The sequence below is a fragment of the Hymenobacter sp. B1770 genome (assembly GCF_049896385.1).
Taxonomy (GTDB): Bacteria; Bacteroidota; Bacteroidia; order Cytophagales; family Hymenobacteraceae; genus Hymenobacter.
Map to the genome: position 1 here is coordinate 24786 of NZ_JAFCUF010000008.1, position 12374 is coordinate 37159.

A 12374-nucleotide genomic window follows, 5' to 3' on the forward strand; every position below is an offset into this window, starting at 1 on the left:
GGCTTCGGCGACCCTCCGCAATAACCAACGATAAATCATCGCGCTATGCCTGTTGCCTTATTTATTTCGCCCCACCTGGACGACGTGGCTTTTTCCTGCGGCGGCACGTTCGCCACGCTGGCTCAGGCAGGCTGGCAGTGCATACTCCTTACAGTGTTTACCCGCTCGGTGCCCAACCCTACGGGCTTTGCGCTGGCCTGCCAAACCGATAAGGGGTTTGGGCCAGAGGTGGATTACCTCGCGCTGCGCCGCCAAGAAGATACCCGCGCGGGGCATCACTTGGGCGCAGCGAAAGCACGCTGGCTGGACCTGCCCGAAGCGCCGCACCGCGGCTACCACAGCCCGGCAGCCTTGTTTACCGACCTGCTGCCCACCGACGCGGTTAGTCAGGCGCTGGTGCCGTTGTTAGCAGCAGAGCTGTCGGCCACTGCCCCAAAGCTGGTTTTTGCCCCGCAAGGCCTTGGGCTGCACGTCGACCACCGCCAGGTCATGCAGGCGTTGTGCGCGGTGGTGCCGCCGTCTCTGCCGGTGCTCTGGTACCGCGACACCCCTTATATCATCCGCCAGCCCGATGCCCAACCCGCACCGGAGCTACCCGCCGGTCTTGCCGAGGTAGCCTTTCCCCTAACGGCAGCTGCACTGGCGGCGAAAGTAGCTGCTTCGCAAGCCTACGCTTCGCAGACTGGCTTTCAGTTTGGCGGAACCGAGCGGGTGTTGACGAAGCTTACGCAGCTAGCCGAAGCAGAAGGTAAGGCGGCTGGCAAGGCGCACGCAGCGGAGCGCTTTGCCGTAGCACCCGCTGCGGTGGCCGCCCTGCCAGGGAGCATCGAGGTTGTCCAGCCGCGGCAGCTCAGCGATACATTCTCGGACTAAGTATGTGGGTAAACCACAGAGGCAGAGCGCAACCTAATTCCTTTAGAATATGGCCATTACTAAGGCCCGCGACGGGAGGGCACGGGCTGCATGGCGTAGCAGCGTGCTGTATTTCTTGCGGCCTTGCTCGATGAATCCGGGAGCGGCGGTGGCATCGAACAGCCAAACCTCGTGCGGGGCTTTCTTCTGCACCCCGATGATGAGGAAGCGGGTGGCCCCGAACACGTCAAGGTAGAGGGCGGCTTGGCGGTCGTAGTCGTACTTCACGATGGTGGTCAGGAAGTGGGCAAGGTTGGGGCTGCTGGTGGTTTTGAAGTCGACGAGCGTGAGCTGGCGGCCGGCGCGGCTGCGCACCAACAGGTCGGGGCGCAGCTTTACTCCTACCCCAGTGGCGGTATGGGTAGCAGTGTAGGACTGCTCGGCTTGGCCGCGGTAGAGTAAGTCGCGGCAGTAGCGTTGGCGGCGCACTTGGCGGGCTAGCGTTTCCAGGTCGGCCCATCGGATGCCGCGTTCATCGGTGCGCTGGTAGTGCGAAGGTTCCAGCACGGCGGTGTGAAAGTGGCTGCCGTAGGCTAGGGCCACTGGGTTGAGCTGGCGGGGCTGGCCCAACAGCTCGTTTTTGAGGGCGCTTAGGTCGGTGTTGCTAACCTGAGGCAGGGCGCGGTGCTGAGCCTGCGTCAGGTCGGGGTGATGGGTAAGGGCGTGAAACATGGGTGAGTAGAATTAGAAGCCAGGAATTACAATTAGGGCTAGAATTGAGTTTATTATCGACCCGCTGGGGCCGCCCACTCCGGAATGAAGCAGGCGGCTGGTGGGCGGTGCGGCTAGGCTGCCATGGGCAGTGCGGTGGCTGCGGCAGCTGGTTCGGGGCCGTCCTCGGCGGGCACGGTGTAGCCGTGCTGGATGCGCAGGTCAGCGGCCCTGGTGTAGGTTTCGGCGCGCCAGATGGGGAAGTCGCGGGCGTAGTCGCGGCGGGCGGCTACTTCGGCCGCGTCAGCGGCGTCGTAGCTGAACTGGGCGATGTAGTAGGTGGCCGTCTTGCCTTCCTTGGTGGTCTGCTTCTTCTCGGTGGTGACCTTCACCGTCACGTCGGCCAGGGTCAGGTCGTCGTAGAACAGCGGCTCGATGAGGCGGTAGAGGTTTTCAACGCTGTAGCCGTGGAAAAGCACGGCGCAGATGGCGCCTTTGTCGTCGGCGAAGAATAGCTCGGTCCACAGCTTGCGGCCCATGTTCAGAATGTCGTCCTGGAATACGCGCCAGGCCAGCGGAATGAAGTAAAGCGAATTGCCGAGCGGTACGGCGCCGTTGATATTGAACTGGCCGGCCTTGGCGTCGAAACGCACCTGGCGCGGGTGGCCGGGCAGGTAGCGGAAGCGGTTCGACCAGGTTTCTTCGCCGGTGCTTTCGTCGACGCCGGCGACGAGGTAAGCGGGGCGGGTGCTGGGGGTGAGGGTTAGCTCGGTAGCCTGAGCGGTGGGTGCGGCCTTGGCGGCGGCTTGCTTGGTGGTGGCAGTTGCCATAAGTGGAAAGGGTTGTTGGGAGTGAAAAAAAGTGGGGCCAGTTATTGGCCGGCCCCTGCGCCGGTTAGCGGAAATGCTTGTCGTGGCAGAGGATGGCGCGGCCCACAATGGAGTCCTGGCCGCGCGCCTCGGGCTGGTGCTGGTACCAGAGGAAGGTGGCAATGAGGTTGAGGTAGGCAGGGTGGCGGAACTTGCCCTCGTCGTCGATGATGAGAATGAGCTCGGGGCTGAGGCGTACCACGTCGACGGTTTGGCAATCGAGCAGCTGGTACAATTCGGCCAGCTTGAAGCTCTTGCCATTGGCAGGGCTGACTGGCTGTGGCTGTGCGCTGTGTGGGTCGAGCAAATGGGGCTGATAGGAAGTAGCAGTTTTGGGCATGATGAGGTGAGCTAGTGGGGCCGCCCGGTTAGGCGGCCCCTGGTGGCTAGAAATGGGGGAAGGCGTGGGCGCTGGCGTGGAAAATGCGCTTCAAGCATTTGGGCGCTGCACGGCGGCGGCTATGGCCTCAAATGGTGTGGCGCCGGTGCCCCGGAAGTGGGCCACCACGGCCCCGGTGCTGGGGCTGGGCACGTCGAACTGGCAATTGAAACGGGTGCCGCGGGCGAAGGCGTAGCCGCTGAACTGAGCGCCGGGCACAGGGAAGCAGGCCGCGGCAACCTGAGCAATGCTGGGGGTGAGGGTGGGGGGCATGGCTGACAGGTGAGGATGACGGAGCTAGCGGCCCGGAGCGCGGCGGCGTGGGGACTGGCGTGGTACACTGCGGAGGCGGCAGCAAAAGCGGCGCGGGTGGCCTGCACGGCGGCAACTGTGGCCCGAAGCCGGACGAAGCGGCCGGGGCGGCGGGCATCGGCGTAGTTATCGCGCAGCGCCCAACGGGCTTCTTTGGCGGCGGCGTAGGCCGACTGGGCGCGGGCCAGCTGGTGTGCCGGGGGCAGGGCCGCCCCCACTGCGGGAACGGCCTGCCGGGTAGCACTAGGCTGCACTGGCGACTAGGTGAGGGGCTGGCACATAGCAGCAGCGGCACTGGCCGAGGGCATCGCGGCCCTCGCTGCACACGGCGCAGACTACCTCCGGCACTAGAACGGGCGCCGGGGTGGGTGCCCCGCTAAAGGCCTGCTCTGCGGCGGACACAATGCGGGCAGCGTGGCCCTGCACGGTGGCCCCGAGTAGCGGAACGGTGCACCGCTGGGCGAAGGCGGCCACGGCCTGGAGGATGGCCTCAAAAGGGCAGGGGGCGCTGCCCTGGTAAACCTGCTCCTGGGTTGCGCCAGCGTGGTAGCTGACCTGGTAGCTTTCGGTGGTGTAGCCGCTGCTGGCCACGTAGCGCTGCACGCCGGCGAAGTGACAGGTGAGGGCTGGGCCGCACCAGGCGGTGGCGGCGAGCTGAGAAAACTGGAATGGGGTGAGCATGGCTGTATGGGTTAGCCGTGAGGTGCCCCGCGCCGTAGGCCTCCGGGTAGGGCGGGCAGCCGGGCCTTTCCCGACTTGCTACCTAAAGATACAAACAAATGTTTGCAATTCAAACATGATGTAACAAATGTTTGGTCGGTTTTGTGGCTTTTTTGCTTGCCCATTTAATGATAAAAGTGCAATAAATGGCCTGGCTACCGGCTGTGGCCGACTTGGACATGCTTAAATGCCTATTGGCAGGGGTTTGGGGGCGGCCAGCCACCAATGGACGCGGCCCGGAGGGCGCCTTGTGAGGGCGAGGGGCGGGACTGGTGCGGGTGGGCCCAAGGAGGATGACACGGCGTTAGCCGGGGCATGATGAACGGGGGTTTGGGGGGCTGCCCCCAACGGACACTCTGCGAAGCGGGCCGCTTGGTGCGGTGGGGAGAGGGGCGGGACGGCGACGCAATGACCGGAGCGACCGGAGCCTGGCAAGCGTAGGGAGAGAGGAGCGCAGGCGTAGCTGAAGCAACGAGCGGACGTAGCGCAGCGTGGCGGAGGGAGCGTAGGGAATGGAGGCGACGGCTGGCCCCGGGGTGACTGGTTCGGGTGGGGGCGGACACGCTGCCTGGCGTGGGGTGGTTCGTGGTTTGGTGGCCGGGCTGCGGGGCCGCTGACGCGGTAGGCGGGCGTCAGGGAGCAGGCAAGAGACCGGGGACTGGAACGCAGCAGCCCGGCTTTGGCGGCTGAGCGGAGTGGAGGTGCTGAGCCGGCGGGATGGTTTGGGAGGGCCGGAAGCGTGGCCTGCCCTGGAGGGCTGGCGGCGCTGGAGTCAGCGGGTTGGCGGAGCGGTTGAGCCATGTGGGGAGGCCGCCGGGGCCCCGTATCGGAGGTGCCGACCAACGGAAGGCGGCGACTTTACGGATTGGCAACCGAAGGACAGCGCAACTAACGGCTGGCCGTGCGGTTGGCGGAGCAGGAGGTGCAGCAGGGATGGGAGCCAAGCCGACCAGCGGGAGGCTGACCGCAGGGCCGGAGCGAAGCGAAGTGGCGGACAGCCCGACCCGAAGGGGCTGCCCTAAATAGTGCAATATTGCTTATTGGTTTTGTTTGAACGGTGTTACTATTTGATACGTATGTTTGTAACAATAACAAACATTGTAACACAATTTAACGTCATGTTCAGTAGCACGAAAACAGGGCACTTTGCCCACATCATGGTCACGGCTTTGGTAGGCCAGCTGGCTAGTCAGGGATTGGTACCGCCGGACCCAGACAAGGTTGAGCAATACGGGCACCTGATTATACAGGCGCTGGTGGCTTTGGTGACCATCTGGGCGACGGTTCGGAAGGCATTGCAGCGTCCGGAGGCGGTGGTAAAACTGCCGGCGGATGGCGTGGTAGCCGTGGCTGAAGCTGCTGCGGCCGGTGAATCTGTAGCTCCCTTGGCGGGAAAGTCTGGCAATGGAAACGACTAGACTGGTGGGCCCCGCGGTGGCACCGGTGCGGGTGGTGCCCAGGCTGAGTAGCGTGCAGCAGCGCATTCAGGTGGCGCGGCTGGCGCAGGCGGAACCAAGCTTAGGCTCGGCGTATGCGCAGGCGTTGGCGCAGTGGATGGGTGACCCGGTGCTGCGGCTGGCCGGGGTGCCCATTGTGACGGAGTGCTACCGGAACCCGGCGCGTCAGGAAGAGCTGTATGCGCAGGGGCGTACCAAGCCGGGGCCGATTGTGACGTACAAGCGCGGCGGCGAGTCGAAGCACAACCGATGGCCGTCGCGGGCGCTGGACGTGGCATTTCTGCTGGCCGATGGGGAGGTGTCGTGGTCGGGGTTGCTGCTGAGCAAGTTTGCCCGGCTGATGAAGGCAGCCGATGCGCGGGTAAGATGGGGCGGCGACTGGCCGGGGTTTAAGGACCGGCCACACTTTGAGGTGTAGGGTGAAATGGAAACGAGCGGACCAGATGGTCCGCTCGTTTTGGTTGGAGAATAGAGGCCTTTACAAGCGACCGGTTGGGGCAACATATGGGGGCGTGTGTCGACTGCTACAGCCCGGCCGCCATTTGTTCGGGCAGGCAGTAGCATTCGCCGCGGGAGAGCAGGTGCACGCGCAGGTCGCGGATGGAGAAGACCTCGCCGGGCTTGACCTGGGGCAGGGTGTTGCCGGTGCAGCTCAGGCCGTCGACGAGCACGACGATGCCGTTGCCGAGAACTTCGAACTCGCGGCCCTTGGTGACGAGGATGGCCGTGTCTTCTTCGAGGCCGATGCCCAGGCAGCCGGGGTTGGCGGCGATAATCTGGGCCATGCGCACGATGCGGCCGCGGGTGACGAAGTGGGTGTCGATGGCCGTGTCGGGCAGCAGCTGCAAGCCGGCCGAGAGGTGGATTTCGTCTTTGCGAAAGCCCGCGTCGTTGCGGCCCTGGTAAATCATGGCCGTGGACATGGCCGCTGCGCCCGCACTGGTGCCGGCGATGACGAAGTGCTCTTGCTGGTAGCGCTCGCGCAGGCGGAGCAGAAACGCGGTGCCGCCGAGCAGGGCCGTGAGGCGCAGCTGGTCGCCGCCGGTGAACATGACGCCGCTGGCCCGGTCGAGCAGGGCCAGCGTGTCGGGGTGGTTGGCTTGCTCGCGGTGCTGGATGTCCAGCACTTCGACGTGTTTAATCCCCAGCTCGGTGAATAAGGTGACGTACTCCTCGGCGGCCGCGGCGGGCTCCTCGGAGGCGGTGGGGATGACCAGGACGGTGTTCTTCGTGGCGAGCTCGTTGACGAAGCGCTGGAGAATGAAGTCGGGGGCTTGTTCGGGGGCATCGCCTTCTTGGGGCGTTTGGCGCTGTTCGTGGCCGCCGATGAGCAGCAGCCGGCCTTTTGGGGTACGGGTGGGCATGTAAGGAAAGCGTTTTGGTAAGGTGTTAGCCAGCGGTTGTGCGCTGGCCATCATTGGGTTGCGGGTGGCGCCGACGGCATACGCCGGGCTGGCCGGGAAAGCGCCGCCGCCTTATAGGTCGGGGCGACCAAACTCCAGGGCCCGCGCGGCTTGGGACGTAGGGCCCGGCCGGTGCAGGTAGGCTTCGTCCCAAGCCGCAAACAGCCCGCCGGAGGAGGCGTAAGCTGCGTTGGCGCGACGGGTTTTCTTCACAATTCGGGGGTCGGCTTGCTGGGCAGGGCGGGATGCGTTTGGCGCACCTTTTATGGGGGTGAAGAAAAAGAGAGACCGCGCCCCCGACACAAGGCCCGGGGCGCGGTCTCTAAACGTTAATAGTCCAGTTAGAGGACAAGCAAAAGATGGCTGCCGGCTTAATTTACGTACTTACTGCAGGCGCGTCTGTATAATTACGCAGGGCGTCGGCGGGTAGTCTGGCAAGGCAGGGAGCGGCCCCTTCCCTCGCGTGTATCGGCGTAGCAGGAGCGCACCGCGGGCTTTCGTGAGGCGGGCTTACTTCTTCATCCAGATGTCCACAAAGGGCTCTTCTTCCTCGACGCGGTAGGCCCGGCGGAAGACGTTGGTGTTGGATTCGAGGGCGATGTTGCCCTCGGGGTCGAGGGCGATGATGCCGCGGTCGCCCTGCAGCTTGTCAGCGTACACCTCCACGGCGCCGCGGGCGGCCTTTTCAATCGAGAGCTTCTGGTACTTGCGCAGGGCGTACACCTCGTGGGCGCAGGCGGCGAGCATGATGATTTCGCCGTCGCCGGTACAGGAGGCGGCGCACACCTCGTTGTTGGCGTAGGAGCCGCCGCCGTAGATGCAGCTGTCGCCCACGCGGCCGCGCAGCTTGCCTTCGATGCCGCCGGTGGAGGTGGCGCAGGCAAGGTTGCCGTGCTGGTCGAGGGCCACGGCGCCCACGGTGTCGTGGCCATTAGCGCTTTTCTTTTCCGCATCCTGCAAAATTTCCAACCATTCCTCGCGCTGCTCATCGGTTTTGAAGTAGCTCGGGTCCTGCAGCGTTAGGCCCTGGGCCAGGGCAAACTCGTGGGCGCCCTCGGCGGTGAGGAAGGTGTGCTTGCACTTTTCCATCACGAGGCGGGCCAGAGCCACGGGATTTTTGATGAACTTAAGGCCACTCACCGCGCCGCCCCGCAGGGTGGCGCCGTCCATGATGGACGACTCGGTTTCCACGTCGCCGTTGAGGGTGAACATGCCGCCCCGGCCGGCGTTGAACAGCTCGTTGTTTTCCATGCTCATCACGGCCGCTTCGACGGCGTCGAGGGCGGTGCCCCCGCGGTTCAGGATTTCCCACCCGCCCTGCAAGGCAGCTTCCAGGCCTTCTTTCAGGGCTGCTTCCTTTTCGGGGGTAATAGAAGAAGGGTCGGTGGTAACGGCCCCTCCGTGAATGAGCATGACGTATTTTCCCATGGTGTGAAGAAGAAAAGAATGAAAAGAATGATGTCAGCTTCTACTGCGAAGGGAGAAAAGGGTTTGGTCGAGCTTAGGGCACTGGGGCCGGTTGGGACGGGCGCATCGCGGTTATTGTAGCGGTTGGAGGCAGCAAAACAACCGGTGTGCAGGGTGCGGGGCAGGCAGTAGAAAGACTGGGCTCGCGCAGCGCGACAATGGATGTAGCAGGTAGAACGCCCACAGGTGTTTGCCGTAAAGCCCGGCGTGCTCACGCGCCGTGAGGCCGCCGGGCTTTACGGCGGCTGGCACCGTGTCAGGAACTGCGGCCAGCACCTGGTTCAGCATGTTCAACCCCACCTCGGAACACAATTACCGTTGGCCGGCGGCGACGGCCACCACGGGTTTGTTGCGGCCGGTATTTTAAGACGTAGCCCCGTGGCTTGCTCGCGGCCCGCGCCGGCGTGGGCCGCGAGCAAGCCACGGGGCTGGGGCTGTGCATCACCTGCCAGATAGTGCAGCTGCACCGGGGCAAGGTGTGGGTGGAAAGCCGGGAAGGCGAAGGGGCGTGCTTTGTTGAGGAGCTGCACTGAGGGGACCGTGCTGGCGGCCGCTTAGGCCACCTCGGGCAGGAGAAATTCCGGACTTGTGGCGAAAGCGTCCAGCAACTGCGGCAGCAGTTAGTCGTTGAGGGGGTGGCCGGGCGAGGGGGCATGGGCCAACGCGGCATCGAGCAGACGGGTGACGGCGGGCTGGGCCGCGTTGGCCAAGCCCATGCGCCAGGAGGGAAAGAGGCGGGCGGGTTCCAGGCCCTCGCTGAGGGTAACGACGCGGGTGTGGCGCGGGTCGCGCAGAATGCACGCGTAGAGGGCGCGCACCTCGTGCTGGGGGCCTTCGAGTAGTTGCACGTAGCGGCCGTCGCGGTAAACCAACAGGCCGGTGAGCTGGGCCCCGGCGTTGTGGGCGCGGGCCTGGTCGAGCAGGTGCTGCAAGTCGGCGGGGGTCGGGGCAGTGGTGGCGTGGCTGCGGTAGAGCAGCTGGTAGGTGGCGGCGTCGAGCAGGTCCAGGACTTGGTCGATGGTCAATTCCCCCTGCTCGTAGCGGGCCAGCAGCTGGCGTTCGTAGCGGCCGGGCGCAAGGGCCGTGTTGGCGGTCAGGGAGAGGGCCCACGCCACCAAGCGGGGGCGTTGGGCAACGGGGTCAAGGGAGGGGTGGGGCATGCCAGGTAAATACGCCGGCCGCGTGGCGGTAGATACCCGGAGATTGGCGAGGCAAATACGGATTTAACCGATTGTATACTGCCTTGGAAGGGAAAGTAGGCCGCTACCGCCCGTTAATTGGCAGACGCGGCGTGGCCGAAGTGTTCGTGCAGCACCTGCTGGACTTTCTGGGGAGTGAGGGGCTTGGTGAGGACGCCGGCAATGGGCAGCTGCCGCGCGCGGGCCAGCTCCTGGGGGTTTGCCGAGGTGGTGAGCAGCACGATGACAATGGCCTCGCGCTGCGGCAGGGAAAGCTGCTGGTAGGCTTCGAGAAACTCGATGCCGTTCATCACGGGCATGTTGATGTCGAGCAGAACCAGGGCCGGGCAGTCCAGGGTGGGCACCTCGCACACTCGCGTGAGGGTATCCAGCGCCTCGCGGCCGTTCTCGGCCACGAACAGCTGCTCGGCCACGTCCAAGCGGGTGAGCAGTATTTTGTTGAGGTAGTTGGTGGTCGCGTCGTCGTCGACCAAGAGGACGCTTTTAAGGGGTGGCATGGCTTCATAGCAGGCCCTGGCGGCGCGGCGCGGCGAGGGGATGGAACACAGGGATTAACGGGGGACGTATACGCGGAACACCGAACCCTGGCCGAGCGTGCTTTCAACCTCGATGCGGCCGCCGGCGTTTTCGACCACTTTTTTGACCATGTACAGGCCGATGCCGGAGCCTTCCACGTGGGGGTGCAGGCGCTTGAACATGCCAAAGAGCATGTCCTGGTCCCGGGCCAGGTCCAGGCCGAGGCCGTTGTCGCGCACGGCCAGCACGTGGTGGGCGGGCTGGGCTTCGTAGGCGACGGACACTGCCGGGGCGCGGTCGGGGTGGCGGTACATGAGGGCGTTGCTGAGCAGGTTGTAGACCACCGAGCGCAGGTTTTTTTCGGAGAAGTGCAGCGTGGCATCCGCCGGAACGGTGACAGCCACGCGGGCTTGGGTTTGGGTGATAAGCGGGGCCAGGTCGAGCTGCACTTCCTGCACCACCCGGGCCAACAGAACGGCCGTGGCCGGCTGGTTGTACTCGTGCTGCAGGCGGGAGATGTCGGTGAGGTGGGCAATGGTGCGGCCAAAGCGTTCGACGGCGCCCTGCATCAGGTCGAGCATGCGCGGCACCTCGCCCACGCGCCCGGCCGGCGGCAGCGCGTGCTGCACGCCCTGCAACAAGCCCTCGATGTTGGCAATGGGCTGCTTTAGGTCGTGGGAGGCGGTGTAGATGAAGTTGTCGAGGTCGACGTTGGTGCGCTGCAGCTGCTCGTTGGCCTGCTTGAGGTCGGTAATGTCGATAGCCGAGCCCACGTAGCCGTAGAGTTCGCCGCCGGCCAGGTAGCTGGGCGCGCCCTGGGCCAGCAGCCAGCGGTACTGGCCGTCGTGGCGGAGCAGGCGGTGCTCCAGGATGTAGGGCTGGCGCTGCGCGATGGCCTGCGTCAGGGTGCCCTGCGTGAGCTCCAACTCCTCGGGGTGAAGGTAGGGCCCCCATCCGGTGGTGATGTACTCCTGCTCGGTGCGCAGGCCCACAAAGTCGAGAAAGGCGCGGTTGATGTAGCGGATGGACGAATTGGGGTGCACGGCCCACACCATGTTGGGGGCGGCGTCGGCCATGGTGCGGAAGCGGGCCTCGCTTTCCTGCAGCTCGGCGGCGTAGGCTTCGAGGCGCTGCCGGGCCAGAACTTGCTCGGCGACGTCGTAGGCAAAGGTGGAAATGCCAACAATCTCGCCGTTTTCGCGGTAGGCCTGGTAGGTGAAGGTGAAGTACATCTGCTTGGGCGGACCTTCCGGCTGGGTGATGAGCAGCGGCAGCTCGTAGCCGTAGTAGGTCTCGCCGGTGCGGTACACCTGGTCGAGCAGGTCCACCACGCCGCTGCCCACGGTCTCGGGCAGGGCCTCGGCCACGGGGCGGCCCAGGAGCTGCCGGCCGGGAAAGAAGTCCTGGTAAGCTTGGTTGACGTATTCGTAGCGGTGCTTCGGGCCGCGCTGCACGCAGATGGCGGCCGGGGTTTGGGCAAAAATCTGATAAAACTGCTCCCGCTCTTGCACCTGGCGCTGGGCCGCGGCCAGCAGGTCGGCCTGCAAGGCCAGGGCTTCGCGGGTGCGCACCTGCACGCGAGCTTCAAGTTCCTGGTTGAGCTGCTGCACCTGCTGGCGCGCCACCACCTGCTCGGTGACGTCCAGGCCCACCGTGATGAGGCCCGTGACGAGCCCCTGCGCGTCGTGCAGGGGCTGGTAGGTAAAGTTGTAGTAGCCCAGCGTCGGCGGGCCACCCGGATGGCGGGCCAGCCGCGTCGGGCGCTCCTGAAAGAGCAGCGGCTCGCCGGTGCGCAGCACCTGGGTTAGCAGTTCTTCCAGCCCCTGCCCCGCCAGGTCGGGCAGTGCTTCGAACAGGGGGCGGCCGAGCGCCGGCCCGACCGGACGGCCCCACAGCACGCCGAGCGAGGGGTTGGCCAGCTCCACGACAAACTCGGGGCCCCGCAGAATGGCGATGGAAACCGGGGCCTGCTCGAAGGCGCGGCCGAGCGCGGCCCGCTGCTCCTCGGCATCGGCCCGGGCCGCTTTTTCGGCGGCCTGGGCGGCGCGCAAGGCCTCTTCCACGGGGGAGCGGGGCTGGTCGGCGGTGTCGGTGAAGCTGACGAGCAGGCCGTCGCCGGCGCGGCGGGCGGCCAGGCGGTAGTAGTTGTCGTACCCGTCGGCCTGGTAGTTGATGTTGTACTCGCGGGGCTCACCGCTGACAAAGGCATCGACGTGGAAGGCGAAGGTGCCGTGGGCGATGCTGTGGGGCCATTGCTGGTTGTGCGTGACGGTGGGCACCTCCGGCATGGCCATCATGCGCTGGGCCACGGGGTTGAGGTACTCGAACGTGAAGTCGACGATTTCACCCGAGCCGGCTGGGTCGTAGACGGGCGTGTAGAGTATGATGCCGGTGAGCGAGACGGCGAGCAGCTCCCGCAACAGGACGGAGTCGGGGGCAACGGCGGCAGCGGCGGGAGAAAGCATGGACAACAGCGGCGGGGTGAGACA

General features: G+C 65.3%; 15 protein-coding genes. 4 read left to right on the plus strand and 11 right to left on the minus strand.

What is annotated here, in order from left to right; all coding sequences use genetic code 11:
* Positions 1 to 45 precede the first annotated feature (45 nt).
* The gene (locus ACP7AJ_RS16050) at positions 46 to 873 is read left to right on the plus strand and encodes a PIG-L deacetylase family protein (RefSeq protein ID WP_426061227.1); all 828 of its coding nucleotides are present in this window, start codon (positions 46 to 48) and stop codon (positions 871 to 873) included.
* Positions 874 to 915: 42 nt separating this feature from the next.
* Here the strand turns inward: ACP7AJ_RS16050 and ACP7AJ_RS16055 are convergent, their stop codons facing one another.
* The 5 genes from ACP7AJ_RS16055 to ACP7AJ_RS16075 all read right to left on the minus strand — a co-directional run bounded on the left by ACP7AJ_RS16055 (position 916) and on the right by ACP7AJ_RS16075 (position 3804).
* Positions 916 to 1584, minus strand: a complete 669-nt coding sequence (locus ACP7AJ_RS16055) for a PD-(D/E)XK nuclease-like domain-containing protein (protein ID WP_426061228.1) — start codon at positions 1582 to 1584, stop codon at positions 916 to 918.
* Between the two features lie 113 nt (positions 1585 to 1697).
* On the minus strand, positions 1698 to 2393 hold the full coding sequence (locus ACP7AJ_RS16060; RefSeq protein ID WP_426061229.1) for a hypothetical protein: 696 nt from the start codon (positions 2391 to 2393) through the stop codon (positions 1698 to 1700).
* A gap of 64 nt (positions 2394 to 2457) precedes the next feature.
* Positions 2458 to 2772, minus strand: coding sequence for a DUF3846 domain-containing protein (locus ACP7AJ_RS16065; RefSeq protein WP_426061230.1), 315 nt, complete (start codon positions 2770 to 2772; stop codon positions 2458 to 2460).
* 90 nt (positions 2773 to 2862) lie between these two features.
* Positions 2863 to 3084 (minus strand): hypothetical protein, encoded by a 222-nt coding sequence (locus ACP7AJ_RS16070; protein ID WP_426061231.1) that lies wholly within the window; start codon positions 3082 to 3084, stop codon positions 2863 to 2865.
* Positions 3085 to 3366: 282 nt separating this feature from the next.
* The gene (locus ACP7AJ_RS16075) at positions 3367 to 3804 is read right to left on the minus strand and encodes a hypothetical protein (RefSeq protein ID WP_426061232.1); all 438 of its coding nucleotides are present in this window, start codon (positions 3802 to 3804) and stop codon (positions 3367 to 3369) included.
* A gap of 1157 nt (positions 3805 to 4961) precedes the next feature.
* On the opposite strand from ACP7AJ_RS16075, the gene ACP7AJ_RS16080 reads away from it, so the two are divergent.
* Together ACP7AJ_RS16080 and ACP7AJ_RS16085 are read left to right on the plus strand one after the other, a co-directional pair.
* Complete coding sequence (locus ACP7AJ_RS16080) at positions 4962 to 5261, plus strand: hypothetical protein (protein ID WP_426061233.1); 300 nt, start codon at positions 4962 to 4964, stop codon at positions 5259 to 5261.
* The gene (locus tag ACP7AJ_RS16085) at positions 5248 to 5718 is read left to right on the plus strand and encodes a M15 family metallopeptidase (protein ID WP_426061234.1); all 471 of its coding nucleotides are present in this window, start codon (positions 5248 to 5250) and stop codon (positions 5716 to 5718) included. The genes ACP7AJ_RS16080 and ACP7AJ_RS16085 overlap by 14 nt, the downstream gene beginning before the upstream one ends.
* 106 nt (positions 5719 to 5824) lie before the next feature.
* Here the strand turns inward: ACP7AJ_RS16085 and ACP7AJ_RS16090 are convergent, their stop codons facing one another.
* From ACP7AJ_RS16090 to ACP7AJ_RS16100, 3 genes are all read right to left on the minus strand, one after another.
* Complete coding sequence (locus tag ACP7AJ_RS16090; RefSeq protein ID WP_426061235.1) at positions 5825 to 6664, minus strand: cyanophycinase; 840 nt, start codon at positions 6662 to 6664, stop codon at positions 5825 to 5827.
* A 111-nt stretch (positions 6665 to 6775) separates the two neighbouring features.
* Complete coding sequence (locus ACP7AJ_RS16095) at positions 6776 to 6916, minus strand: hypothetical protein (RefSeq protein ID WP_426061236.1); 141 nt, start codon at positions 6914 to 6916, stop codon at positions 6776 to 6778.
* 297 nt (positions 6917 to 7213) lie between these two features.
* Positions 7214 to 8131, minus strand: a complete 918-nt coding sequence (locus ACP7AJ_RS16100; RefSeq protein ID WP_426061237.1) for an isoaspartyl peptidase/L-asparaginase family protein — start codon at positions 8129 to 8131, stop codon at positions 7214 to 7216.
* Between the two features lie 422 nt (positions 8132 to 8553).
* Here ACP7AJ_RS16100 and ACP7AJ_RS16105 point away from each other — a divergent pair, with 422 nt between their 5' ends.
* Positions 8554 to 8703, plus strand: coding sequence for an ATP-binding protein (locus tag ACP7AJ_RS16105; RefSeq protein WP_426061238.1), 150 nt, complete (start codon positions 8554 to 8556; stop codon positions 8701 to 8703).
* 87 nt (positions 8704 to 8790) lie between these two features.
* Here ACP7AJ_RS16105 and ACP7AJ_RS16110 read toward each other — a convergent pair whose 3' ends face one another.
* From ACP7AJ_RS16110 to ACP7AJ_RS16120, 3 genes are all read right to left on the minus strand, one after another.
* Positions 8791 to 9330, minus strand: coding sequence for a BLUF domain-containing protein (locus tag ACP7AJ_RS16110; RefSeq protein WP_426061239.1), 540 nt, complete (start codon positions 9328 to 9330; stop codon positions 8791 to 8793).
* A 113-nt stretch (positions 9331 to 9443) separates the two neighbouring features.
* On the minus strand, positions 9444 to 9866 hold the full coding sequence (locus ACP7AJ_RS16115) for a response regulator (RefSeq protein WP_426061240.1): 423 nt from the start codon (positions 9864 to 9866) through the stop codon (positions 9444 to 9446).
* 54 nt (positions 9867 to 9920) lie between these two features.
* Positions 9921 to 12350, minus strand: coding sequence for a PAS domain-containing protein (locus ACP7AJ_RS16120; RefSeq protein WP_426061241.1), 2430 nt, complete (start codon positions 12348 to 12350; stop codon positions 9921 to 9923).
* Positions 12351 to 12374: the final 24 nt, after the last annotated feature.